This is a genomic window from Steroidobacter sp. (genome assembly GCF_036402275.1).
Lineage (GTDB): Bacteria > Pseudomonadota > Gammaproteobacteria > Steroidobacterales > Steroidobacteraceae > Steroidobacter.
Map to the genome: position 1 here is coordinate 86,906 of NZ_DASWTF010000033.1, position 26,226 is coordinate 113,131.

At 62.2% G+C, this 26,226-nt stretch carries 19 protein-coding genes and 1 tRNA gene; 5 read left to right on the forward strand and 15 right to left on the reverse strand.

The annotated features are described in order from the left end of the window. Positions 1–41: 41 nt before the first annotated feature. From VGD45_RS15915 to VGD45_RS15950, 8 genes are all read right to left on the reverse strand, one after another. Positions 42–431, reverse strand: a complete 390-nt coding sequence (locus VGD45_RS15915) for a transcriptional regulator (RefSeq protein WP_331156315.1) — start codon at positions 429–431, stop codon at positions 42–44. Continuing rightward, on the reverse strand, positions 415–1,014 hold the full coding sequence (locus tag VGD45_RS15920; protein ID WP_331156316.1) for a hypothetical protein: 600 nt from the start codon (positions 1,012–1,014) through the stop codon (positions 415–417). The genes VGD45_RS15915 and VGD45_RS15920 overlap by 17 nt, the downstream gene beginning before the upstream one ends. Before the next feature lie 147 nt (positions 1,015–1,161). Next, the gene (locus VGD45_RS15925) at positions 1,162–3,003 is read right to left on the reverse strand and encodes an MHYT domain-containing protein (RefSeq protein WP_331156317.1); all 1,842 of its coding nucleotides are present in this window, start codon (positions 3,001–3,003) and stop codon (positions 1,162–1,164) included. A 267-nt stretch (positions 3,004–3,270) separates the two neighbouring features. Continuing rightward, positions 3,271–6,288: a tetratricopeptide repeat protein gene (locus VGD45_RS15930; protein ID WP_331156318.1), complete on the reverse strand. Its 3,018-nt coding sequence runs from the start codon at positions 6,286–6,288 to the stop codon at positions 3,271–3,273. A gap of 91 nt (positions 6,289–6,379) precedes the next feature. After that, positions 6,380–6,748 carry a hypothetical protein gene (locus tag VGD45_RS15935; protein ID WP_331156319.1) on the reverse strand — a complete coding sequence of 123 codons (369 nt, stop codon included), beginning with the start codon at positions 6,746–6,748 and terminating at the stop codon, positions 6,380–6,382. Next, positions 6,745–8,256, reverse strand: a complete 1,512-nt coding sequence (locus VGD45_RS15940) for a GMC family oxidoreductase (protein WP_331156320.1) — start codon at positions 8,254–8,256, stop codon at positions 6,745–6,747. The genes VGD45_RS15935 and VGD45_RS15940 overlap by 4 nt, the downstream gene beginning before the upstream one ends. A gap of 8 nt (positions 8,257–8,264) precedes the next feature. Next, positions 8,265–9,728: a M56 family metallopeptidase gene (locus tag VGD45_RS15945; protein WP_331156321.1), complete on the reverse strand. Its 1,464-nt coding sequence runs from the start codon at positions 9,726–9,728 to the stop codon at positions 8,265–8,267. Continuing rightward, positions 9,728–10,114: a BlaI/MecI/CopY family transcriptional regulator gene (locus tag VGD45_RS15950; RefSeq protein ID WP_331156322.1), complete on the reverse strand. Its 387-nt coding sequence runs from the start codon at positions 10,112–10,114 to the stop codon at positions 9,728–9,730. Before VGD45_RS15950 ends, VGD45_RS15945 begins: the two co-directional genes overlap by 1 nt. 182 nt (positions 10,115–10,296) lie before the next feature. Between VGD45_RS15950 and VGD45_RS15955 the strand changes: the two genes are divergently transcribed. Genes VGD45_RS15955 through VGD45_RS15965 form a run of 3 tightly spaced genes read left to right on the forward strand, consistent with a single transcriptional unit; the run spans position 10,297 to position 14,764 of the window. Further along, positions 10,297–11,610, forward strand: a complete 1,314-nt coding sequence (locus tag VGD45_RS15955) for a peroxidase family protein (RefSeq protein ID WP_331156323.1) — start codon at positions 10,297–10,299, stop codon at positions 11,608–11,610. A gap of 5 nt (positions 11,611–11,615) precedes the next feature. Beyond that, positions 11,616–12,146, forward strand: a complete 531-nt coding sequence (locus VGD45_RS15960) for a hypothetical protein (RefSeq protein ID WP_331156324.1) — start codon at positions 11,616–11,618, stop codon at positions 12,144–12,146. Further along, positions 12,116–14,764, forward strand: a complete 2,649-nt coding sequence (locus VGD45_RS15965; RefSeq protein ID WP_331156325.1) for a CHAT domain-containing tetratricopeptide repeat protein — start codon at positions 12,116–12,118, stop codon at positions 14,762–14,764. The genes VGD45_RS15960 and VGD45_RS15965 overlap by 31 nt, the downstream gene beginning before the upstream one ends. A 129-nt stretch (positions 14,765–14,893) precedes the next feature. On the opposite strand, the gene VGD45_RS15970 is transcribed toward VGD45_RS15965, so the two are convergent. Beyond that, positions 14,894–14,970, reverse strand: a tRNA-Arg gene (locus VGD45_RS15970). A 482-nt stretch (positions 14,971–15,452) separates the two neighbouring features. Between VGD45_RS15970 and VGD45_RS15975 the strand changes: the two genes are divergently transcribed. Continuing rightward, positions 15,453–16,112 carry a TetR/AcrR family transcriptional regulator gene (locus VGD45_RS15975; protein WP_331156326.1) on the forward strand — a complete coding sequence of 220 codons (660 nt, stop codon included), beginning with the start codon at positions 15,453–15,455 and terminating at the stop codon, positions 16,110–16,112. A gap of 50 nt (positions 16,113–16,162) precedes the next feature. Here VGD45_RS15975 and VGD45_RS15980 read toward each other — a convergent pair whose 3' ends face one another. The 4 genes from VGD45_RS15980 to VGD45_RS15995 form a co-directional block, all read right to left on the reverse strand. Continuing rightward, a complete protein-coding gene (locus VGD45_RS15980) occupies positions 16,163–17,773 on the reverse strand; it encodes a GMC family oxidoreductase (RefSeq protein WP_331156327.1) in 1,611 nt (536 codons plus the stop codon). Position 17,774: 1 nt separating this feature from the next. Then, positions 17,775–20,051 carry a TonB-dependent receptor gene (locus VGD45_RS15985; RefSeq protein ID WP_331156328.1) on the reverse strand — a complete coding sequence of 759 codons (2,277 nt, stop codon included), beginning with the start codon at positions 20,049–20,051 and terminating at the stop codon, positions 17,775–17,777. Between the two features lie 75 nt (positions 20,052–20,126). Next, positions 20,127–21,422, reverse strand: a complete 1,296-nt coding sequence (locus VGD45_RS15990) for an MFS transporter (protein WP_331156329.1) — start codon at positions 21,420–21,422, stop codon at positions 20,127–20,129. A 191-nt stretch (positions 21,423–21,613) separates the two neighbouring features. Further along, positions 21,614–22,354: a helix-turn-helix transcriptional regulator gene (locus VGD45_RS15995; RefSeq protein WP_331156330.1), complete on the reverse strand. Its 741-nt coding sequence runs from the start codon at positions 22,352–22,354 to the stop codon at positions 21,614–21,616. A gap of 194 nt (positions 22,355–22,548) precedes the next feature. On the opposite strand from VGD45_RS15995, the gene VGD45_RS16000 reads away from it, so the two are divergent. Next, positions 22,549–23,556, forward strand: coding sequence for an alpha/beta hydrolase (locus VGD45_RS16000; protein WP_331156331.1), 1,008 nt, complete (start codon positions 22,549–22,551; stop codon positions 23,554–23,556). Here VGD45_RS16000 and VGD45_RS16005 read toward each other — a convergent pair. Beyond that, on the reverse strand, positions 23,537–24,772 hold the full coding sequence (locus tag VGD45_RS16005) for an amidohydrolase family protein (RefSeq protein WP_331156332.1): 1,236 nt from the start codon (positions 24,770–24,772) through the stop codon (positions 23,537–23,539). The genes VGD45_RS16000 and VGD45_RS16005 overlap by 20 nt on opposite strands. Continuing rightward, on the reverse strand, positions 24,769–26,169 hold the full coding sequence (locus VGD45_RS16010; RefSeq protein WP_331156333.1) for an amidohydrolase family protein: 1,401 nt from the start codon (positions 26,167–26,169) through the stop codon (positions 24,769–24,771). Before VGD45_RS16010 ends, VGD45_RS16005 begins: the two co-directional genes overlap by 4 nt. Positions 26,170–26,226 lie beyond the last annotated feature (57 nt).

Below are 26,226 nucleotides of genomic sequence, written 5' to 3' on the forward strand. Positions count from 1 at the left end.
TTGTCGAGTTCTCTGCAATACAGAGTGAATGGGCGAAAAAATCAGCCGCGCGTCGCCCGAATGACCGCCTCGACATGATCGAGATAACGGTTCAGCGCCGCCCTGCCCTGCTCGGTGATGCGATAGTCCGTGCGCGGCCGGCGGTCTTCGAACGACTTGGTGCAACTCAAATATCCAGCGTCTTCGAGCTTGCGCGCATGCGCGCCGAGATTGCCGTCGCTGATGTCGCCGAACAGACCCTTGAGCTCGTTGAAGCTCATCTGTTCGCGGACTGCCAGCGCACTCATGATGCCGAGTCGCACCCGCTCGTAGATCAAGCGCTCGAATTTGGTTTCGCCGTCCTGACGCGTGGTCGATGCGACGGCTTCGAGCTTGCGTCGTTGACGCTCGCTCGCGCCGGCGGGTGTACGTGTCTTAGCTTTGGCGGCCATGAGCAGCCTCCCGGGCGATCAATATTCCGAAAAGAATGTGCAGCCCGCCGAATCCGAGACCGAGCAGAGGAATCTGCAACTCGGCGGGCAGCACCAACGCCAGCAGCCCGAATCCGGCGAAGCACGATCCCATCCAGGAAACGATCGGAGTCGTCGATGCGGAGGCCGAGATCAACGCACACCCATACACCAGCAACCAGGTTCCCGGAATCGCGCCGATGTGATCGGCGCGCCATAGAACGGCTGTCATCACGGCGCCGGCAAATAGAGTGGGCAGCAGTGCGAGCGCAAGTTTGCGGCCCGGCGTTCCCGCCGAAACGAAATGAATGGCTGACGCCGATCTCGCGAGCAACAGTCCGCCGGCGATTGCGGCGACGGGCGCCGCGACCAGCCAGATATAGAGCCAATACGGCCGCAGATTCGGAATCGCCGACAGCGCCGCTGCGGCCGTGCCGACGGCGCCCATCGCGATACCCGCCGATCCGGGCACCGCGACGCTACCGGCCGCATCCATGGAGGCGCGGATGTATCGCAGCGTCGCCATTGCATGGGCGTCCAGATTGACCGTTTTCGCTTGCGACATCGTCCTGACCTCTTGAAAGCGTGAGCCAAGGTACGGCCGCGACCTCACTCCGTCAAGTACTCTGCGATGCAGAGTTTATGATGAATTGTGGCAGAAGAAACAGAGTACAAATGGCTCGGAGGGACGACAGGAAAGTCGCCGGTAGGATCAGCCGGCTCTTTGTCGTTGATCCGGCGGCTCGAAGAAACGTTGCAGATGTGCGGCGAGCTCGTCCTGCAAGTACGGTTTGCGCAGGAACGGCCACGATCCGGCGGCGAGCGCCCGGTCGATGGATTCGCCGGCGTAGCCGGAGCACAGCAGGACCTTGATCGTCGGGCGCAATGACGTCGCCTCGCGCGCGAGCTCCAACCCGTTCATTCCGGCCGGCATGATGACGTCGGACATCAACAGATCGAGCGGTTCCGCCGAACGCAGGATGCTCAACGCACGGTCAGCGTTCTCGACCCGCAGCACCTCGTGCCCAAGATTTCTGAGCATGGTTTCAGTGATGGTGGCCACGGATGCATCGTCTTCCGCGAGCAGCACGTGCAGTGAGCGCTCCTGACCGCGCGGCGCGACTGGCTCAACCGAGGGCTCTTCGGCTTTGCCTTCCATGATGGGCAGGCAAATGGTGAAGCGCGTGCCGCGGCCCGGCGCACTGTGCACGTGAACGTCGCCACCCGACTGCTTGACGAAGCCGTACACCTGACTCAACCCGAGGCCGGTGCCTTTGCCCGCCGCTTTGGTGGTGAAGAACGGTTCGAAAATCCGGCTCATGACTTCCTGGCTCATGCCCTGCCCGGTGTCCGTCACATCCAGTTGGAAGTAGCGGCCGGCCGCGAGCCCCGGGACTTCGTCTTGCGTCAGCGCGCGCACGCCGGTTTCAATGGTGATCTTGCCTCCGGGCGGCGTCGCGTCGACGGCGTTGACGATCAGGTTCAGCAGCAAGGCTTCGAACTGCGTCGGGTCGATCAAAGCGACTGCTGCGTCCTTGCCCAAGCGCAAATTCACTTCGAGCGTCTCGTGAGCCACGCCGCGAATCAGCGGTTCGCATTCCCGAACCAGCTCATTCAGATCGCAACTCACAGGCTGCAACGGCTGGCGCCGCGCGAAAGCGAGCAACTGCGCCGTCAAACGTTCGCCGCGCTTCGCGGCAGCTAGCGCGGCTTCGCCGAGTCGTTTGCGACGCTCGTGGTTTTCCGGATGGCGCAGAATGATGTCGAGCGCACCGATGACCACCGTCAACAGGTTGTTGAAATCGTGCGCCACGCCGCCGGTCAATCGGCCCAGCGATTCCAATCGCTGCGCATGGAGCAGCGCCGCCTGCGCATCCGCCTTTTCCGCGAGGGCATCCGCCGCGCGAGACTCGGCAGCGAGTTTTTCGGCGGCGACCATTTCAAAGCGCCGATCGGATAGCGCGGCGATCAGGCTCAGCAGTAAAATAAACAACGTGCCGCCCGTCACCACGATCGCCAGCGCGATCGAGTCGATGCCGGTCGGGATGAAATCGACCCGCGCCTCCCCAGAGGTGACGCGGACACCCGCCATCGCGGTGTAGTGCATGCCCACGATGGCGAAACCGAGCACCAAAGCGGCGCTCGCCCGCTGCACGAATGTTCTCTCCCGCCGCGCGACCAGCAGCGCTCCCGTGGAAGCAGAAACGGCGACCAGAAATGCGAGCACGACGTAAAGCGTGTCGTTGGTGAGCGTCGCTTGGGTGATCACCGCCGCCATGCCCACGTAGTGCATGATGCAAATGCCAGCGCCCATCACCAGGCCGCCGAGGAACAGATACTCGCGGCCGCGCTCGGCGGCGGAAAAGAAGGCGAACGCGGTGACGCCGATCGGCAGAACCAGCGACAGCAAGGTCAGCGGGACGTCGAAACGAACATCGGCGCCCGGGTTGAACCCGAGCATCGCGACGAAGTGCATGGCCCAGATACTCAACCCCATCGCGGCGGCAGCCGCCGCCAGCCAGGCTCCGCGCCAGAAGCCGGTATGTGCGTGCACCCGCCGGAAAAGATCCAGAGCTGTCCATGACCCCAAACACGCGATCAGCACCGAAGAGGCTACAAAGATCGGAGGGTGAATGTGCACGCAATGGCTTCCGTGACCGCAGGCTGCACATTGTAGCCATGTGGTCGGGGGCGTGCGCTGGGTTGCGGTTCGGGTGAAATACGCAGTGGCGCTATTTGGCGACAGCCCCACAATGGGCGGCCGCCGGGTGACGAATCAACCCTGCCCGCCACCCGGACGGGCAAGGCGCGGAGACCCCGCTCAGTAGTACGCGTCTTCCGCATCCATCAGCTGCGACACATATTTGGTCACGACATGTCCCGCGAGGAAGCGACGGGGATCTCGTGCTGTATAGATCAGATCGTCGTATTGCTCCGCATAAGAGCCCATGACTTCAGCCTGCGCGCGCAACTCCGGAGGCAGGCTGGCCATGGCGTCATCCAGTTTCCGTGCATTCGCAGTCAGCCGAAAAGCGCCTTCATCCCCGGCCGGCATCGAGTCCCGTTGCTTCTGCAGTTCCCGCCACACCTTGGCGAGATCCCTGACCCTCCGCAGATCGTAGCGGACGTGCCGCTGCCGCGGATCGAGCTGAAGCAACTTCTGCTGAAAGATCTCGCGCTCCGCCGGCTCGATGTAGGTCCGCTCGCCCAGCTCGTTCAATTGTTTCCAGGCGTTGAGGTAGCCGTCATCCAGAGCGACGGCGTTGCGGAACGACTGCAGCGCTTCGGCGTATCGCCCCTGCTCTTTGCGCAGATAACCGAGCAGATAGTGCGCCTGCGGCTTCTGCCGGTCTCGCTGTAATGCCTGCGTGAACACCTGCTCGGCGATGCTTTTCGCAGTGGGATCCGCAAAGACGTTCTCACATCCGAAGCAATGACTTTCCACGCGGCCGAAGCTGTCGGGCATCAACTCGTAAGCACGGCGATAGTGCGCGACGGCTTCCTGATGTCGTCCTTGCTGCGAAAGCTGAATCGCAAGCCGCGATTGGATGCAGTAGGCATCCGAGAAACGCGCCAGCGAATCGCGGTACATCGCGAACGCGCGATCGTAGAGGCCGACTTCATGAAACTGGTCGGCGCGTTCGGAGATCCGGATCGCATCGAGAGCTTGCCGATACGTCGCCGCCTCTTCATCCCGACCGCTCGCCGCAACGATATCGGCGAGCACGGCATAAGCGCGCAATCGGTCGTCGGCGGGCTGCTCGCCGTCGGACGGATCGATCTCGATGGCGCGACGAATCACTTCCTCGGCTTCTTTCAGGCGCTTCGCGTCGGCGAGCACCCGCGCTTTCCAGATCAATGGCCGCTCTTCGAACTGATCGCGCAGATAAAGCTCATCGAGCTCAGCGATCGACTGCGGTCCCGAGAGCTTCACCAGCAGCTCATACGCAGCGTCATATCCGGGCGATTTCTTTAGTAATGCGCGCAGCGCGCGAAGAGCGGCGTCGCGCTCACCGTTGTCGGCGAGCGCTCGAGCAGCCGCATAACCCACCGGCGTGCCCAGCGAATCTTTTTGCTCGACGAAGTCGGCAAGGTCGCGCGCGCCCCACTGCTTCGCTTGTTGCAACAACGCCAACGCGTCCTCGGGTCGGTTTGCAGCCACGTAGATTCCGACCAGCTCAACCAGTGCCGCGCGCTTGCCCTCATTGGCCATTCCGAATCCGAACTGCTCGGCTGCCTCGGATTCATCCGGATCCCTTGCAAGCTCAGCGATCGCCACTTGCTGCGCACCGACCGCGTTCCCCATGCGGCGATAGGTTTCATAAACGTAATTCGTTTGCACTCTGCGTTCGTACTCGCTCGATCCGCGCACCATCGGCAGCGCGGCTCGGGCGGCAGTCAGCCCCTCCCTCACCAGCTCTCGCCGCGCCAGCAGACGACCGATGCGCGCGAGGCGGGTTGCGTTCGCGACGTGTTTGAGCACATCGCCGTTGTCAGCGCCCGGCGGGGCCGCGATTTGCATCCGTAGAGAGGCAATCGCGTCCTCGATCCGATTGTTTGCAAGCAGCGCTTCGACCTCGACTGCCGCGAGATTTTTGCTCAGATACGCTGGAAGATTGGGCCGCTTCTTCACCTCGCGAACCAGTTCCAGCGCCTGCTTGCTGCGGCCCACGTACGAGGATTGTTCGATATATACATCCCACGCCAGCAACTCGGGCTGCTTCGAGAGCGCTCCGTGCAGGAACTCCACCAGAGCCTCGCTCTGGCCCGCGTCGCGTAGCGCCTTCACCGCGGCCTCCGGCAGATCCAGACCCGTGCTGGAGATTTGCGCCAATACCGCTTCCGCCTTTTGCTGTTGTCTGCCGACGATGGTGCTCAGCAGATAATAGCTCCCTGCTTCGTCCCGACCGTCGCCGCTGAAAATGCCCTCCACCGACTCGAACGCGCCCGACGTGCTAGCACCGAATCTCTGAGTGATCGCCTCGTACAGTGGCGCGGCGTCGATGGAGTCCAGGAGGCGCCATTGCGGCACACGCATCTGAGCCACGTTTTCCAACGCGAGCTGCCGAGCGAGCCGGCGTGTTTCTTCGCCGCCCTGGATGGACATGACCTGTGGTCCGGTCACAGCCCTGCGCAATAGCGGCGCGGCGCGCTCCGCACCCACCATCGCGACCAGATCGGGCGTCATCAAGGATTCGGGAGCCTCGCCCTTGTCAATCGAATTCAGCGCCGCCTCGTAGGCCGACACGACATCAGCCGGCGTGCCGTACATGGAAGCAAAGATAGACCGCGCGCTCACTACTGTAGCCATCGCCTGTTTGCGGGCTTCGGGGTCCAGTTTGGACGCCGCCGACTCCAGCCTGGCGAATGTCGATTTCACCGCGGCGGCATCGTTATTGAGCGCCTCGGTCAGGAGTTGGACAGCGAGATCGGCCACATCAGATTGCGCGGTGTTCTTCACTCGCTCGACGGCAATCGCGCGCATTTCCGGCCATGCCTCGGGCGCCGGAATGGACGCCAGCATGGAGCGAATGCTCACCGATCGACTGATGTCCGGATCGAAACTGGCCGGATCCATTTCCCGCTGCGGCGCTGGCAGCGCCCGGGCGCGATCCAGCTGCTCGAACCATCGTTCGGCGGCGACTCGCGGCGTGAGTTGACGATATTGCTTGCGGAACTGCTGGACATCCGCAAGCAGTTGCGCCGATTCTGAACGAGCCGCCGACTTTGCAGCGGCGCCCTCGATGTGCTGCAGAACCGAGCGCGCGTCGCGCAGATCGTCGGGCCACGCCAACGGCGACAGCAACGCCAGAATTGCCGCGCCGAGAACCTTTTTCATGAGACTTCCTTGCCGGATGGATGACCGCGGCAAGATGCTAGCTGCGCCCAGACCGCGCGACGTGATCTGGTTCACACAGCCACAAGCAAGCTCAGGAGTTGCAGCGGCTCAGGGCTGCGAACACGCGACCTTCGGTTTCGGAAACGAACCAACCCGCGAGATTGACGATGCGGCCGGCGGTGAAGTCCGCCACCACTTCGGTGCGCAGTTGCTCCAACGTTTCCGTGTCGTTCTGTGAAGCCGCTAACAGCTTTGCGATGACGTCCACCTCGGTGGCGGCGGGTCGTTGGGCGAGATACTCACGTCCAAGCTCGTGAATGGCGTCCATATCGAGCTTGCCGAACATGGTCACATCGCAAGCCGCGCTCGCGCCGAACGCCAGTTGTCGATTCACGGCAGTGGATGCGCCTAATGCAACGAGCAATCCCAACAGCCGACGACGATCTAGTTGCATGTTCATGCGCTCAACCGAGGCCGCAGGTGATCGCCCAGGCGGAACGCCAACGCGAGTAGTGTGAGAGTCGGATTGGCGATGCCGCTGGTCGGAAACACGGAGCTGCCGGCGACGTACAGGTTCTGCACACCATGTACGCGGCAATGCTCGTCCACGACTCCGTTCTTCGCGTTCACGGCCATGCGGGTCGCACCCATGTGATGACGAGACAGAGACATTGCAGCGACCAGATCCGCGGCGCCATTTCGCCATTGCAGGCGCCCAGCTTCGGTGCGACCCAATTCGGTGGCGAACATCGTGAGCATCGGCGTGAATCGCTCGGTCTCGGCGGCGCTGAAGCGCATGTCGAGACGGATGCGCGGCATCTGCAGCTCATCGAGCTCGTCGCGGATCAAGCTCAAACGACTGTCGCGATTCGGTGTGTGCTCGATCACGAAATACGCTTCGCGTCGTTCGCTGATCTTCGAACCCGCCAGCCGCCGTGCGAACGCTTGCGGAGTCACGCCGACGCCTGACCCAGCCCCAATGCCGCGAGGCATGGAGATCGTGAGATTCGTCCCCTTGAGATCGCGCTGTGCGGCGTCGGAAACACCCAGCACGATGTGCACCTTGCCGCGATCCAACGCGTCGAACGGCGTCATCGCCGCGGAGCTTCGGATCAGCATTACCGTAGGTTGCTGTTCGTGCTCGATGACCGCATGTCCTTGGAAAGCGCGTCCCAGCCAATCAGAGTGGTTGCCGATGCCGCTACGATGGACATCGTTCGAAACCATGAGCAGGCGTGCATTCTCGATGCCACCCATCGCGAGAATGTAAGTGCTGGCGCGCGCCTGGTGAGTGCGACCGTTCAGACAACGGACCTCCAGAGAGGCCACACGCTGGCCGTCCGCAGACAGCTTGATCCGCGTCAGATTGGCTTTCAGGTGGATGCGCACCCGCTCGTGATTCGAGGCGGCCAGCTTGTAATCGTGATATGTGCTGTTCGCGACTGCGCCGCTACAGCGAGTGTAACAACGGGGGCGAGCGGTGAATCTGCTCGATTTCCCTGCGAACAATGGCTCCGGCGCGCCCGTCATAGCCTGCGCATCCACATGAAAATGCGGCAGCCCCAGCAGGTCGCAAGCTCGATCGTAGAACGACTGCATCGACGCGCGCGTCACCGGCCAGCCGGAGTGAGCAATCCAGTCCCGTCGCTCGAAATCGAGCGGATCCAACGGCGCGCACTTGCCGCCCCACACATTGCCGGAGCCGCCGAGGTAGCGCATTCGCGAAGCAATCAAATAACCATCCATGTTTCGTTCGGCGTTTCCCGGCCCGCCGAGCGTCATCTTGCCCGCATATAAAGACTGCACCCGCGAGTCCTGCGCCTGACCGCCGGACTCGAGCACCAGCACATCGATGCCTGCGTCGCCAAGTTGCCGGGCCAGCAGCAAACCTGCCATGCCGCCGCCGGCGATAATGACCTTGGCTTCCAACAGCGAGCCGTCTTCGAGCTGTTCCGTGTCGATGAGCATGATTGATCCTACGACCTGGCGCCGTTGGCGCGCAGATAGTCCGCGACATCGTGATGTCCGTGCTTCTCGGCCTCGCTCAACGCGGAGCGCCGTTCAGGCCGCAGTGGCTTGTTGGCAATAGTGGAGAAGTTCACATCGGCGCCCTGCCCGACGAGATACTTCACGACGTTGAGATGCCCTCTTTGAGCTGCGTTGATCAGAGGTGTTTCGTCGTACTCGACGAATGCGTTGACGTTCGCTCCGCCCGCCACCAGCATTGTCACGATGCGCTCATGTCCGGAGGCGGCCGCGGCGATGAGCGGATTGCCATCGCGCAGCGATTCGAGATTCACGTCCGCACCCTTCGCTATCAGCAGTTCCACGAGCTGCGCGTAGCCGTATCGAGCCGCGACGATGAGCGGCGTTCCATCGCGCGAGCGACGATAGTCGAGATCGGCTCCAGCATCGATCAGCTCCACCGCACCGGGCGTGTCCCCTTCGAGCACTGCGTCCAGAAGCTCCGCCCCCGCAGCCGCGCTTGCCTTCGAAGTTGCGATCGAGCTCGTTCGCAGTGACTTGGGCGCGGCGATTTGCGCCATGGCTCCGCCTGCGATCCCGATCAGTGCGACGGCTGCCGCCGCAGCCAGCGGTGTCGAGATCGTCCTCGCCGACGATCCGAGCAGCACAATGCGCTTCTCCAGCTGCGTCGCCGGCTCGATTAACGCCGGCGCGAGCAACGGCGTGCGTGCGTTCGAGCTGGCCACTTCCAGCAACGCGCCGCCATAGGTGACCACATCTTCACCGGAACGCAGCACTCGCGCGTCGCAATCGACTTCCACTGCCGTGCGCAGTCGTTGTAACAACCACCACAGCGGCAAATTCCAGGGCATCGCGGCGATACAAACCAGCGCCGCCAGAATCAATTGCGAATCGCGAGCTGCAAGGTGCTCGCCTTCGTGGAGCACGGTCATCCTTTGCACCGAGGCTTCGGCTTGCAGCATCCATCGCGGCAATACGATGCGGGCTGGGAAGAAGCCAACGACGGCTGGTCCGAGGTTGGCATCGACGAACACTTCTCTTCCCGCGACTCGCGTGCGAGTCCAACTCCGAGCCGCGCGTCGCAGGCGAAGCCAGCTGAGCGCGAAGACAGCGAGCACCAGCGCGCTCAGCAATGTCCAAGCGGCGATCAACGCATCGTCCAACGACACGTCAGGAAGCATTGGATCCATCGTCGCTGGGACTGAGCTGTCAGGCACAACGTCGACGGCACCTTCGGCACTCATGACAGCGAACGTCGTATCGACCATGGATTGCGGCGCGATGTCCCTGGGCGTCACGAGCAACACGACTGGAATCAGTAGCGATGCGGCAATTGCGCTCGCCCATCCCCAGCGCGTGGCCCAACCACCGCGCCGGCTCAACTGCTCGATTCCCAGCGCCGCGATGCCCAACACCGCGGTCAGGATCAGAATGTATGCGATCCATGCGAGCATCACTTGCTCCCCTTGGATTTCGATTCCTGGGCTTTATCGTCGAGCAGCTTGCGCAGCCGCGCGATCTGATCCTTCGACAACTTCTGGTCCGACACGAGTTGCGTCATCAGCAATTCGGCGGACCCCTGAAACAATTTGCTGGCCAGATGACTCAACGCGCTCTTGCGGGCCGCCTGCCGCTCGATCGCCGCGGAGTATCGATACGTGCGGCCCTCTTCCTCGTGCTCGACGTAACCCTTGGCTTCGAGCGTGCGCAGAATGGTGAGCACGGTCGTATAGGCCAGATCGTCCGCCAGCCCCTCACGAACCTCGGTGACTGTGGAAGCCCCGCGCTCCCACAACACATGCATGACGTCGCTTTCGCGATCTGTGAGATAGATGTCCATGACTCGCCACTACTAGAACTCTAGTAGAAGCTACGCGCGCTCCGCAGGCCTGTCAACTAGAAGCTTAGTAGTTAGCTCCTGACGCAACGCGAGCACCAAAACGTGCACGCTGCGAGTGGGAGATTGGCGCGGCCGACAACAGGTTTAGCTCGAACGGCCACGCGCCAAATTGGATTCCGATCATGCTGACCCCACAACAACGAAGCGCGCTCGTGGACGCGATGACGGGCGACAGTCCCAGCGTGCGCACCATCGACGTCGGATACACATATATAGGGCAATTCATCGCCCACGACATTACCGAGCCGGCCCACCCTCGTAACAATCATCATCCGACCGCCGCGCTGGATCTGGATAGTCTGTATGGAACCGCCGTGCCGGCAGCGATCGACGCGCGCGGTCGCTTCGAAATCGGTCGTGGCGAAGGCGACATTCCCGACCTGTTGCGAGACGCTTCCGGCCAGGCGCGAATTCCCGACTTGAGAAACGACGAAAACGTCATCGTCGCGCAGCTGCACTTGTTCTGGCAGCGCTTTCATAACTTTTTGCTCGACCAGAGCCTGGCCAAAAATTTCGACGAGGCGCGCGAGCTCACGATCAAAACATTCCTGCTGGTAGTCGTCGAGGACTATCTGCAGCTGCTGCTGGCGCCCAAAGTCTTCGAGCAATATTTCCGACGCGGCCAGCGACATTGGTTGAATCTGCCGAGCAGCCCGGTGCCGCTGCTGTTCTCGAAGGCGGCGTTTCGCTTCGGCCATTCCATGGTGCGAGATTTTTACGAGCTCGCCGGCCGCGTGCGCGACACCGCCGAGCTGTTTCGTGCCGACCGGCCGCTGACCGCGGACTTTCACGTCGCCTGGCGCCAGTTCTTCGGCTGGCCGGACCAGGCGACGGGCGTGCCGGACGCGCTCGCCATCGACACACTGGTGACGCCGACGATGGTGCGGATCCCGTTTCCTCCAGGCCAGCAGACCAACATCGTGGAGAAAAATATTCTGGCCAGCGAGACGCTGCAGCACACGGGCATGCAACTGGTGGAACAGTTCCTGATGCAAAACCCAGAGTTGGCCAGTGTGTTCGACCTCGCGCCGCAGACTCAGCTGTCGCCCGACCTGAAAAAACTGAAAGGCGTCACGCTCGCCGAGCTCCCGCTGTGGCCTTACATCCTCAACGAAGCCGCTGTCGAAGCCGGCGGCGAGCGGCTCGGCACCTTCGGCAGCCTGATCTGCGCCGAGGTGCTGGCCAACTCGATCGAGGACGCGGGCCTGCTGAGCTGGCCGTTGCAACTTGCCGACGCATTGACCTCGCTGGGCGCGCTCGGGACTCGCATCCGGGAAGTGGCCGCCGTGCATGACCGCCCTCTTCCTGCCGAAAACAGCCCTGCTCAGAACAACGCTGCTCAAAACAACCCTGCTCAGAACAACCGAGGGCGCCTGTTCTGCATGCGCCACTTGATCGAACTGCTCGAACCCACATCCGACACACCGAGGAGCTGACGACCATGGCCGATTCCACTCAGAACTACCCACGGCTTGCCGACAACGAGATTCCGCCCGAATTTCTGCCTTGGGTGGCCACGAGCCAGCACGCCGCCACGGAGGTGACCGATCCTTGTTATATCGATCACCGCGCCGTCGACGATCTCTATTTCTATCATCCGGGGTTTCGCGGTAGTCTGCCGCAGCTTTTCAAACACGTCGCCGCGGTCGACCCCGTCACCGGCGAGCCCTGGATCGTGGTCGACGCTTTGTCGAACAACTGGGATGAAAAGATGGCGGAAGTCATGTGGGCGCTGAAGTTCAAACCCAGCACCGACCCGAACCCCATCCTGCTGGCCCATGGCATCCACGAGGCCGGCACGCGCGACATGCATGGCTGGCTCGTGACGGGCTGGAAGGTCGCGACCGGCCGGGACACGCACGGTGACAAGGTGCATCAGGACTTGATCGAATGGACCAAGACCGTCAACGGCCAGCCGCTCGAGATCGTCTCGATCTTTTCGTGGCGGCCGTATGCGCCTGTCTCGGTATAAGAAGTCACTGGATCCAACAAACTTGTCTGCTCGCGCTCTGCCTGTGGTGCCTGGACATCCAGGCAGAGACGCCCCCACCTCCCACCGCGCAAGAAGTCGCTCGCCAGCAAGTCTTCGCACTACTGCACCGCGCACAGAATGTTGCCGGCCGCCGCGAGCACGATCTGCCCCAGGCCTGGGCCCAGATTCAGCAAGGGCTGCAGCAAACTCACGACGATCCCATCGAGCACGCCCAGTGGATGGGGCCGCTGTGGTTCTACTACTTACTCCAGGACAATCATCGTCGCGCCAGCGAAGTCATCGAACAATCGCTGCGACTGTTGACCGAGTCGGAGGCCGACCCGGATCGGCTGGCGGATGTTCGTATCAGCCTGGCGTATTCGTTGACGCTGCTGGGTAAGTTCGCCCAGGCCAAGGATCATTTGCGCCGGGCGATCGTCAGCGCCGCGCCGCAGGGCAACCGAACGCTGCTCGCCGATTTGTATTTCAGCCTGGCCGACGCCTATCGCAAGACCGGCGAGCCGCTGGTCGCGGAGCGTTACTTCTCGGCGGCGCTGCAATTGGATCAGACCAGCGGCGACATCGGCGAGGCCGCCAGTTCGCAGTTGAAACTCGGCAGCCTGGCGCGCGAATCGCGCAACTACGCCGAGGCGGAGCGGCTTCACAACCGGGCGCTGTCGTGGTTCGAGAACGACGGCAACTATCGGGCGATCGTCGCGGCCATCGAGCTCGCGCGCGACTACGCCGCGCAAGGCAAATTGGACCAAAGTCGCCGCCTGCTCGAAAGCAAAGTGCTGCGCGACTCCAGGACGCTGCCCGAGCAATTGCTGGATGCGAAAATTCTGATGCTGAAGATCGCCAACGACCGGAGCGCTCGCGGCGACACCTCCGCGGTCAACAAGAAGCTTGCGACCAGCCTGATCAGAGAAATCCACGCGTTGCTCACCGCCTCGGCGGCCCGACAGCAATCCGATCTCACTGCTCCGACTCAGCGCCTGCAGTTTGCCGAACAAGCCATTCGACGCCACGCCCTCGAGCGCAACACCGGCGCCGTCATTGCACGAGGAGAAGCAACGCTCGATCTGATCGCGCGCGTCGCCGCCGAGCTGCGCGCCAGCAACGACGACGGGCTCGCCTGGCTCGCCCAGGCGCAACCCGTGCTCAACCAATATGTGAAGGCGCTGTACGAGCTCGCCCCGGATCGGGTCTTGCCGTTGCTCGAGAGTTATTACGACCAGCCGCCCGACACCGTTGCAGCTCGACACATCGGCGCCATCGGACGCGCGTTCGAAACCGAGGCGATCCGGCGGTTCGATCGTTATATCGCGGCGGAGATGGCGCTGGTCGACACAGCAGGCGCCCGGGACGAGGCAGATCCAGAGCTCCGGCACCATTTGCAGCTACGAGACCTGGCTCGGGACTCCTATCTGGCCGGACATGGACAGCAACCGGCCAGCCGCATGCCCCGCCGCGTGGAAGCAATCGCGCGCCAGCGGCTGCCGACCATTCCCGGCGGCGACGCAGTCTTGCGCTACTTCGTCCAGGACGGCGTGAGCTTTGGGATCCTGGTAACCCGTGACAGAACTGAATTCTTCGGGCTGCCGCCGCATCCGACAGTGCAGCGTCTGGTACAGGAAGCGTTAGCGACGGTGCAGGTCGCCAATGTGAGCTTCACGCGACAACGCGCGGCGCTCGCCGCCGCCAGACAGTTGTTGCCTCTCGAAATCTTGTTGGAACGTCTCTCTGTACGCCGTCTGGTCGTCGTGACCGACGACACCGTGCAACCGCTGCCGTTCGCCGCCATCGACATCAGCTCCGACCCGCATGTCTACGTTCCTCTGGTGAGCCGCTTCGAGATCGTTCGCACAAAGTCGATCGCGCGTTACTACGCCAGGCAACCTCGAAACACCGGCCGCGATAAGTCGATCTCCGCGACTTATGACGTTGTCGTGTTCGCGGATCCCAAAACGAAGCGCTCGCTCAAGCTGGCGTCGATGCAACCCGACGTCGCAGCCGGTTGGGCGGAGCAACTCGTCGGCCTGCCCAGCGCACGCCGAGAGGCCAAAAGCATCGCCGCGGCGTTCCCGGATCGTCGCGTCAAAACATATATAGGTGTGGACGCCACAAGTCAGACGCTGCTCGCGCGGGAAGCGCGGACAGCGAAACTCCTGCACATCGCGACCCACGGCTATTTCAACTCGGCCACGCCAGGCGTCGTGGGCTTCGCGACGGCCGCCGTCGACGACAAGCAGCGCGGCTTTCTCGGCCTCACCGAATTGTTCGCGGATCAGTTTTCATCGCGGCTGGTCGTCATCAGCGGTTGCGAGACCATGCGAGGGCGCGACTACAGCGGCTGGGGCGTGCGCAGTCTGGCCGATGGATTCATCACCGGCGGCGCGGGCTCGGTCATCGGCGCGCTGTGGAGAGTTCCAGATCGAACCACCTCGGAGATGATGAACGAGTTCTACCGCGCGCTACGACAGACGAACGGCAACAGCGCAGCGGCGTTACGTGAAGCACAGCTGAAGCAGTTCGACTCCCCGCAATCTCAGCCGTTTTTCTGGGCGGCGTTCGCGCTGGAGTCCGCGAACCGACGTTTCGACCGGCATCTTTTCTAAAGCGAGCCGTATCGCGAAACCGTGAGCGCGGCACTCCACACTCCGCGATAAAAAAATCGCCGACCCCTGAGAGAAATTTGCGCGGGGGCACAGAGTGAAAGATGTGGCAAAAATCAGTGCCGACAAAGATGGCGCGCCCGGAGAGATTCGAACTCCCGACCTCATGGTTCGTAGCCATGCGCTCTATCCAACTGAGCTACGGGCGCAGCACTGATGTGGCCGACGGCGGCCGCCGTCCCTGCTATGGGACCGCGCTGGTGGAGAAGGATTTCCCGAGCAGGATCAAGGGCTTAACCTCGTCTGCCGGACCTTGTACCGAGCCATCCGCTGACCGTCGCGGGCGCTTTGGACGCCGCGAGGGCGCGCATCCTACCACAACGCGACAGGAATGCAGCTAGTCGTGCATCGGTGGCCAGCAAAATTGTCCCGGTCCCCCGGTCGGCGCGCGGAGACACTTCTGCACGCCCGCCGGTTCACTGACCGCACATTCGTCCCTTCACCGCACCCCGGTTGCGAGTGTCGGAGAGCTGTACAGTCCGCACGCTCTACAAGCGTTCGGTCGCTGTCGCTAGCCGAATTTCCCGACAACGATCCGGTGCAGCGATTGATTGCGATGCCTGTCGATCTGCCTCATCATTCACAGGCTTTTTTGCACGAGTCTGGCTGAGGGAAGATTATGGCTGCGCGGGTGAGCGCCTCGAAGGCAAATAAGAAAACCGAAGTGCAGTCGCACAAGCACGAGTTACGGACCGAAGTTCAGGAATTCAAGCGACGGCGGATTCTGGAACAGTCACGCGAGTTGTTTTTTGCGCAGGGCTACGAAGCGACCACGCTCGACACCATCGCGGCGGAACTGAAAGTCACAAAACCGTTTTTGTATTCCTACTTCAGGAACAAGAGCGAGATTCTCAACGCCATCTGCGAGATCGGCATCCGCTCGCCGCTCGCGGCGCTGGACGAAGCGCTGGCCACCAAACTGGCGCCGGGCGACAAACTGCGGCTCGCCATCGAGCGCGTGACCCAGGCGGTGCTGCTGAACCAGCAATGCATCGTGGTATATCGCCGCGAGGAAATGAATCTCGAGCCCGAGGAATGGCAGGTGCTCGCGGAGCTGAAGCTGGAGTTCGATCGCAAGCTGTCTTCGTTGTTGCAGGAAGGCGCGAAGCGCGGCGAATTCACATTCGACGATCCGGATTTCACCGCGTTGTCGATTGGCGGCCTGCTCACGTGGGCGGCTTTGTGGTGGCGGCCGATGGGTCGCTGGTCGCAGACCGACGTGGTCATGCACATGATCAAGAATGTGGAGCGCATGGTCGGGCGCAAAGCGCGACCCAGCCCCACGAATTAATTTCGCCCGGAAGACCCACCCCCTGACCCCTCCCGTGAACGGGAGGGAAATCATCGAGTCAGCAGCTCGGCCCCGCGCTCGGCGATCATGATGGTCGGTCCGTTCGTATTACAAGAAGGCAAGCTGGGCATGACGGATGCGTCGATCACGCGCAGCCGTCGAATGTTTTTCACGCGCAGTTCGGCGTCGACCACCGAATCGGGATCGGCGACATCGCCCATCCGGCACGTGCCCACTGGGTGATACATCGCGAACGAGCCGGCCCGCACGTAAGATTCCCATTGCTCATCCGTGGTCACCGCCTCGCCCGGCAGATATTCCTTTTGAACGTAGTCGCGTAGCTGAGGCGAACGAAATATCGCCCGCATGACGCGCGCGCCGTCTATCAGCGTTCGAACATCCGCGTTAGCGCCTAGCAAAGGATGATCGATGATGGGCGCATCCTGTGGATTCGGCGAACGCAGCCGGATCGCTCCGCGCGCTTGAGGCCGACTGACATTCACGGCCAGGCTGACCCGATTGGCCTCGGCCAGGATGACCTTGTCCGGCGTGACCTCGTATCCCAGCGGCTGAAAATGAATCTGCGCATCGAATGCCGGCAACTCGGGCCGCGTGCGGAAAAATACGCCCACATGAGAAATCGGCGTCGTGGCCGGTCCCTGACGGAGCAACGCAAACTGCAGAGCCCGCAAGCCGAAGCGCCATTTGGAATGGGCGTCCACGTTCATCGTGCGCATGTTCACGTCGTAACTGAGCATGATGCCCGGGTGCTCCTGCAGATTGCGCCCCACACCCGGCAGTTCGTTGACGCAAGCGATGCCGTGCTGCTCTAACTCGCGCGACGGTCCGATGCCCGACAACATGAGAATCTTGGGCGAACCTACAGTGCCAGCGGCCAGCAACACTTCGCGACGCGCCAGGGCAACTTTGCCGAGGCCGTCATGTTGGAACTCCACGGCTTCGGCCACTCCGGCTCGCACCCGGATGCGAGACACGAACGCCCGCGTCATCAGCGTCAGATTCCTGTGATGAAAGATGGGCCGCAGATAGCTCCTCGCCGTGCTACATCGCAGCCCACCCCATTGCGTGGCCTGGTAGTAACCCACGCCTTCCTGCGCGACGCCGTTGAAATCCTCGTTGCGAGGAATGCCTGTAGCCACGCACGCATCGACGAACAAGCGATTGAACGGATGCTTGACGCGCAGGTTGGCGACGCCCAGCAAACCCCGATCCGAATGAAACTTGCTGGCGCCGTTCTCATTGCGCTCGGCGCGCAGAAAATACGGCAGCACCTCAGCGAAGCTCCAACCTCTGGCGCCCTGCTGCACCCAGCGATCGTAGTCGGCGGGATTGCCGCGCAAATAAATCATGCCGTTGATGGAACCGCTGCCGCCGAGCACCTTGCCCGATGGCCAGCTGTCGATGCGGCCGCCGCGCGATGGATCGGGCTCCGTCTCGTATTTCCAGTCGTACATGGGGTTGCCGACCAGTCGTGCCGAGCCCGCTGGCACGTACACGGCAGGACTGCGATCGTCACCGCCCGCTTCCAGCAAAATGACGGTATTACCTGCGTCGACGAGACGGCGCGCGAGCACGCAGCCCGCGGAGCCGCCTCCGGCGATAACGTAGTCGGCTTCCAGAATCTCGGCGGATGAATTCACGTTAGAACGTTTTTGTGAACTGGACGCCGTAGCTGCGCGGGGCTCCGAAGCGCGAGAAGACATCGCCAAGGAACGGAATGGCGTCCACGCGATAGAGTTCGTCGGTCAGATTCTTGCCGAACAATGCCACCTCCCATTGCGCGTCGCGGGCCTGCAGGGCGACGCGCGCATCCAGCAATCCATACGAGTCTTCGAGAACCGTATTCTCGACCAGCCAGGGCATGTCGTCCTGCCATTGATATTCCACTCGCGCATCCAGCGCCAGAGCGTCGTTGATCGGCACAGTGTAGTCGGCGCCGCCGATGAACCGGAACTCCGGCGTGCGCGCCAGGCGATTACCCGAGAGATCGTTGCCGGCGGAATCGATGAAGTCCCGATACTCCGAGTCGAGATACGAGCCGCTCAACCACAACTGCAGCTCGGGCAGTGGCCGCAGCTGCAGCTCCAGTTCGACACCATCGATGCGCGCCGATGCCGCGTTGTCGATGATTAGCGTCAGACCCGCGTCATCGAGCTGCTCCACCTGCAAATCGTCGAACGACGTATGGAAGACCGCGACGTTGGCACGGATACGGCCGCCCGCCCAGTCAGTCTTCGCGCCTGCCTCGTACGTCCAGGCGATTTCCGGATCGTAAGGAAACAACGCCGCTGCTTCGCTGCCAGGCTTGCCTTGCCACCCGCCGCCTTTGAAACCTCGCGCCGCGCTCACATAGAACAGGGCATTCTCAGCCGCGCGCCAATCCAAACTTGCCCTGGGCGTAAATTCGCTCCAGCTCTTGCTGGTGCGAATGTTCCAAACCTCCGCCCCCAGCGGCGCCACGCAGAAAATGAAATCGGGCTGCGCGCCGAAGTCCAGACACTCGGAGCGATTGCGATAGTCCTTGTCGTCGTAGGTATAGCGGCCGCCCACGGTCAACGACAAAGTCTCCGTCATCGCCCAGCTCAGCTCGCCATAAATGGCCGAGCTCTTGGTGATGTTCTTCTGATCGTAGATGAACTCGCCGTCGAGAATATCGCCCACGCTTCCAGGGCCGAGCACCGAAAGAAACGTGGTCGCGATGCTGTTGTCGACGACGTCGGTGTCTTCGCGCAGAAAATACAGGCCAGCGACCCAGCGCAAAGGTCCGCTCCCATCCGCCGGCGAACTCAAGCGAAGATCCTGAGTGATGCCCGTGTATTTCTCGCGCTGACCGTTGGCGGCATCGGTCAGCGACGGCGGCGAGCGTGTGCCCACCAGCGAATAGCGACCGCTGAAATCGCCATGACGCACGGCAGACAGATAAGTGAGCGTGTGTCCGCCGCCGAATCGATAGTCGATGCGCGCAGTCAGACCGGCTGTGTCCTGATCCTCCCACTGGGTCCACGGCGCATCGCTCTCACGCACATTGTCGCTCAGCAAACCGGATCCGACCACTATGCCTACTCCTGGCAGCGACAAATCATCCACCGCCCGCCGTGACTGACCATTGCTCTCGTTGTGACTGAAATCGGCGATCAGCTGGATATCGAGCGCTTCGCTGGGCTCGAACGACAACGAGCCTCGCAGTGCGTAGTTGTCCTGATCGTCCAGCGCTTCATCGAGCAGGGTATTTTGGGAATAGCCATCGTGCTTGCGATAGTAGACGGCCATCCGGCCCGCCACCGTATCGGTCAAGCCGCCGGTCAGATAACCGGACCCTTCCCAAATGTCGCGGCCGCCGAAGGCATCGAACTGACCGTAAGAAACGGCGACCCGCGCCGCGGTCTCGTTGGTGGGCCGAGCGGTCACCAGATTGACCGCACCGCCGACGACGTTCTTTCCATACAACGTGCCCTGCGGACCACGCACGACTTCGACGCGCTCCAGATCGAACAAGGGCGGCGTCGCCGTGCCTCTGCGCCCGACATACACTTCGTCGATGAACAAGCCGACCGAAGGCTCGGCCGCGGAACCTGTCAACCGCAAAGTACCGATGCCGCGGATCACGATTTCCTGTTGATTGCCGATCTGCTGCCCGAACGTGAAGCTCGGCGTGCGGCTCGCGACTTCGGATAAATCCGCGATGCCCGCTTTACGCAAGGCTTCATCGGACAGAACGCTCACGGCGATGGGAACATCTTGCAAACGTTCTTCGCCGCGCCGCCGGGCGCTCACCAGTACTTCTTCGATCGTGCCGGCGTCATCGGTCGCGGATTGCACGTCAGTACCTGAAGCAGCGGCCCAACCGAACGGCGCGAGCATCAGGCCGAAGGGCAACGCTGCAACGCGGGGATGAAACAAAATATTCCTGTAACGCATTGTGAGCTCCGTTCCATTCCCAAGCCCGCGGGGCTGCGACTATAGGACCGGTCGGCGGCGACAAACAAGTCGTGACTATTCGTGCCAGTCGTTCCGCACGCTGCTGGCGGCCAGCAGATAACCGACCGCAGCAGGAATGTTTGCAAGCAGCACAGCGAGCAGGCCATAGCGCAACGAGACCGTGGGCTCGGCAGCAATGAATGCATCGCTCACCATACCGACGACCAGCGCGCCGCCACCGATGCCAAGCAGATTGCTGACGAACAAAGTCAATGCAACGCCCGTGGCTCGCAAGCTCACACCAGCAACGCCATGCGTCGCCGCGAGCGCGGGACCGACATACATCATGCTCATGAACGCAGCGGGTGTGAGCAGCATCAGGCTCGTGGACACCGATGGAGTCAGGACAGCGAATGCATACAACGGTGTCGAAACAACGGTGGCAACGGTCGGCACCCACAGCAACCATCGGCGCTCGATGCGTGACAGATGAGCAGTCACGCTGCCTGCGACGATGGCGCCAAGCCCCGCGACGAGGCCATTGATCACAGCCAACGTTGCGCCGGCCTGCGACGGACTCATCGCATGCACGCGCATGAAGAATGCCGGCAACCAGTTGGCTACACCATAGGTCACCATGGACTGAAAGCCGCCGGCCAGAGCGATGAACAAAAGCGTACGCCGACGTAACAACAGCCCCAGATCGGACCAAAAATGCTTGGGCGCCTGCATTGCGGGCGCAGCGTGCTCGGGCAACGACATGCCGCGCAGTGGCTCGCGAAGCGTCAGCAACACAACGAATGCAACCGCAATTCCGGGAAGGCCGATGATCACCAGCGCCGCGCGCCAGCCATAGAGTTCGGCCAGCAAGCCACCGCCGAGCAGCCCCAGGAAAATTCCCACTGACGCGCCGGCCGAATAGATGGACAACGCTGTCGGGCGATCCGCGGGCCGATAGTAATCGGACAGAATCGAATGCGAAGGCGCGACGCAACCTGCCTCGCCGACGGCCACACCGATGCGCGCCATTAACAATTGCACGAAGTTCGCGGCCATGCCACACAGCGCCGTCATCGACGACCACACGATCATGCATACCGCGATCAACTTCCGTCGCGAGCGCAGATCTGCAAGACGGGCCACTGGCACGCCAGCCGTCACATAAAACAAGGCGAACGCCAATCCGGAAAGCAGGCCGAGCTGTGTGTCGGTCAACTGCAGATCGCGCTTGATGGGCTCGATCAGTACCGACAGCACCTGACGGTCGATGAAGTTGACGATGAATACGACGGTCAACAGCGCCAGGACATAGAACCGATACCCACGCGAGACACTTTCGAATCTCGTCACTGGCGTCGATGTGAATTTCACAAGCGATCCTCGCATCCCGGCGGCCGCAACGGGGCGCTATCATGAGCGAGAATCGAGCTGATGCCGAATACTAACGGTAAGCGAGCGCAAGCGATGCGTATGCAATCGCTCTGCGGAGCTGGTAACTCGAGCGCGCCCTTAGACCGGATGAGATTGCTGGCATGACCAGCGTCGGGCGTCGTTTTTTATTACTAGGTCTGCTCGTTGATGTACCGAGTCGGCGCAGCTCCGAACGCCTTGCGGAACATGGCCGTGAACGCGCTCGGACTGTTGTAACCGACGTCGAAGGCCACCGCTGTCACCGGCTCGCCCGTGGCGAGTCGCGACATCGCCTCCATCAAGCGCACGTGCTGACGCCAGGTGGCGAAGCTCATCTGCGTCTCACGACGAAACATTCGCGTGAAGGTGCGACGTCCCATGCCGGCCACGCGGGCCCAATCGTCCAGCGTATCGGCGTGCGCCGGATCGTCGAGAATCGCCCGGCATACCTTCTGCAATCGCGGATCCTGCGGCATGGAAATGTCCAGCGGGATGCTCGGCGCGCTCGCGATCTCATCAAGGATCAGCCGCATGACGCGACCGTCGCGCCCCTCTTCGTCGTATTCGATGGGCATGCGCACGGCGGCGAGAATCAACTCACGCAGCAGGTCGGAGACTTCGAATACTCGGCAAGCTTCCGGCAGATCGCCGCGTACGCGCTCGTCGATATACAGCGTGCGCACCGATACGTGACCGCGACAGGTCATTTCATGAGCGACGCCGCTCGGGATCCACAACGCTCTCTGCGGAGGAAGAATGTAACTGGCGTGATCGGTGGTGACTGAAGCCACGCCGGAAATCGAGTAAAGCACCTGCGCCCGCTTGTGCGAATGACGCGGCTGGACGGTGCCGGACGCATACTCATCCGCCAGGGCGGCCACTGGACGAGGCACGTCTTGATAGTCGATGCTCCGCGTGCTGCGCGGGGCCGCTTCAGTCGGCGCGGGCGCGCGACTGAGGGCGGATCTGACAGCGCCGCGGCGCTGGCCCGGACGAGATGAATGTTGCTCCATCGGCGACGGCACACCCGTTGGTGACTGCTAGCTTCCCCCGAACAGAGTGATACCACAAATCCGGCTGCCCAGACATGGAACCCAATACATTGAGCGACCCAACCGCCGCAAGCACTTCGGCACGCGGCGCCGATCTCGATCCCGAAGTGCGCCAGTTCGTGAGCGCCGTGAGCCAGGCCTTTGCCAGCCACCCGAATTTCAACAACTTACCGTTACCGGAAATGCGACGCGCCTGTGAACACGTGCGGGCGCCGTGGGCGGCGGGCGGTCCGGTCATGGTCCAACGACAGGAGCGGATGATCCCGACGCCGGCCGGTGAGGTGCGAGTGCGCATCCATAACCCGTCCGCGCGCGCAAATAAGCCGGCGCTCATCTATCTGCACGGCGGGGGTTGGACGACGTTTAGCATCGACACCCACGACCGACTGATGCGCGAATATGCCGCTTGCGCCGATGTGGTGGTGATTGGCGTCGACTATGCCCTTTCGCCGGAAGTGAAGTTCCCAGTGGCTCAGCGACAGATCGCCGAAGTCGTTCGCTGGGCTCGTCGACACAGCGACGAGCTCGGCATTCATCGCGATCGTATTGCGTTGGGCGGAGACTCGGCGGGCGGCAACCTTGCGATCACGACTGCATTGAGATTGCGTGATGAAGGCGAGCCGGATGCCGTCCACGCCATCGTGACCAACTACGCGGTCACCGATACCTACAGCGCTCCCGAGGCGCTCCAGCGCTACGGGTATGAAGGCTACATGCTCGGCGCGGATGAGATGGTGAAGTTCTGGAACAACTATCTGAGCAGCCCGGACGAAGCGCGCAATCCGCTGGTGTGTCCCGTCCATGCCGATCTGCGTGGATTGCCGCCGGTGTTCATGGTCATTCCCGAGTGCGACATCCTCACCGAGCAGAACTGGCGACTCGCCGACCTGCTCAAACAGGCCGGCGTCAAAGTCACGACTTCGTTTTACAAGGGCGCGTCACACAGCTTCCTCGAAGCCATGTCGATCGCCGCGATCAGCAATCGCGCGATCGACGATACCGCTCGCTGGTTGCGCGAGACGCTCACGGCCGGAGACTCTTGATCGCCGGCATGTAGCGATCGCGCAGCTCGGTCTGGTGGGTGGTCAACGAGACTTCTCGACCCTGAATGAGCACCGTCGTCGGCGCCGACGACGGCTCCCGCGGATCGCCATCCCAAATGACCACGTCGCCATCGCGAGCCGGCTCCAATGTTCCGAAGCGATCGGCCACACCCCAAATTTCGGCCGGGGCGCTCATGATGGAGCGCAAGCCATCGATATAGGAGAGACCGTTGGCAACGGCCAGTCCCGCGCCTTCGCGAATCGACAAGCCTGCGTTATAGCTCTGCACGCCATCCAGGCTCATCGCGACGGTCAGGCCGGCCTTACGAAGTAACGCGGCGTTGTCCAGGCGCGAACCCAACTCGTCGAAGGACGCAGGCAGATTGGACATGGGCTCCAGGATCAGAGCGATCTTCGCCACGGCGAGTTGATCTGCCACGCGCCACGCCTCGGCTCCGCCCACAATCACAACGCGAATGCCATAGTCGTTCGCGAGCTTGATAGCTTGACGCAAGTCCGACTCGCGATTCGTGCTGATCGCCAGCGGCGCTTTACCCTGCACGATGGATTCGAGCGCGATGGAATCGGCCGTGCGAGCCGCTCCGGGGGTGCTCGGAGTCTTCGCAGTATCGAGCGCGGCGCGTAGCAACTGCCATTGCGCCGAGCGCGAGCCCACCGTCGAGTTAGCGCTGCGATTGCTGATCGTCACGAACACAGCGACTCGCGCTTGCTCGACGACATCGCCGCCCTCAAACAAATGCAGCAGCGACGCCGAGCCAGCAAACGGCGCGGTGTTACTGGAACTCGGATACGCCAGAGCGCGCGTCACGCCATCGGCGCGCGCGAGATCGATCAACACTGAATTCGCATTGACCGCGAACTGCACGTCGAAGCCCGCGCCGGGCGCACCGGCCTTGGCCGCATGGTCCACCGTCTCAGTGGCCGAGCTGACTTCGATCAATCCCAGCCGCGTCGCTGGATGCATCAATCCTGGCGTGACGGGCTTGCCACCCGCATCGATCACACGAACACCGGCCGGCGGCGCAGCGCTCGCGTCCACCGAGCTGATCTTGCCGTCGGTAATGACGATGGTGGCGTTTTCAATTGCGGCATCACCGGTCAACGTCCACGCTTTTGCATTGACGATGGCGACGTTCTGCGCATGAGCACTGGTCCCGATCAAGAACAGCGCGGCGGCGAATGTTTGTAACCTCATGGCCGGCCTCCCATCTCCGGACGACCCAGCCCGAAATCCGACTCCGGCGAGCGCGCGGGCTCGGCGCTGTCGTAGACGACGGCTCCGTCGATGAACACTCGATCCGGCTTGGTGTAAATGGAGAAGGGATCGCCGGACCACAGCACCAGGTCGGCATTGAAGCCGGGCGCGAGCGTGCCGATGCGATCGCCGAGCCGCAGCAGCTTGGCAGGCGTGCTCGTCACCCACTTGATGACATGCTCGGGCGGCAGATCCAATCCGGCGCGCCGACCCGCACCCGCCGCCTTGGCTGCTTCGATCTGCAACCGCTGACCGACAATGGGCGAATCGGAATGCATCATCGTGCAGACACCCGCTGCATCCGCCATGGCGGCGTTGTCGCGAATGGCATCCAGCAACTCCATCTTGAAACCCCACCAGTCCGACCACACCGCGATGCAAGTGCCTGCTTGCTTCAACTGCGCCGGAATCTTGTAAGCCTCGGTCGCGTGATGAAACGCGGCGATCTTGAAACCAAACTCCTCGGCCACGCCGAGCATGGCAGTCATGTCGCTGGCGCGATAGCAATGCATGTGAACGGGGATGTCGCCGTCGAGCACGGCGGCCAACGTGTCGAGTTTCAAATCGCGTTTCGGCGGCTGCTTGCCCTTGCCATTCGAGTAGGCGCGCCACTCATCGCGATATTCCTGCGCCCGGAGGAAAGCTTCGCGCACGATGGCGATCTCGCCCTGGCGACTGTTGGGCGCCTGGTCCTTGTCACCGAAATAGCTTTTGGCGTTCTCGCCGCAGCTCATCTTCAAGCCTTGCACGGCGCCCGGAAATTTCATGGCGCGCACATTCGTGGCAGGCACAGGCTTCACGACCACCGATCGCCCGGAGAACAAAGGCGTGGAGCCCGGCAGAATCTGCAGCGTGGTCACGCCGCTGCGCAACGCCACCGCGAACGCGGGATCTTGTGGATTCACCGCATGCTCGATCCATGTATCGGCGACATTAGGATCGCTCGTCTCGGAAACATCCGAAGCCTTGCGATCCATCGAGGTCAGCGGCAACACGTAGGTGCCGTTGTGACTATGCACGTCGATGATGCCTGGCGTGACCCACCGACCCTTGCCCTGCACGACCGTCGCGTTATCTCGCGGCAGCCCGCGCCCGACGGCGGCAATGCGTCCATCACGCAGCAGAATCTCACCCCGATCGATGCGCGCTCCTGCGCCATCGAGGATAGTCACATCGACGATGAGCGTGTCGGTCCGCGGCAGCGACCGATACGTGCTGGGATAGGGATCGACGATGAAAGGAGGCGAAGGTTTGGCGGCGTGAATGCTCGCGCCCGCGAAAACAGCGATCAACGCCACACCTACGCGACTGCAGTCGCGAATCCAGCCTGTTCTCATCAATGATTCCAGTCATCGAACCGCCACCCGCGAGCGGCGGTCCGATGTTCAACTCTC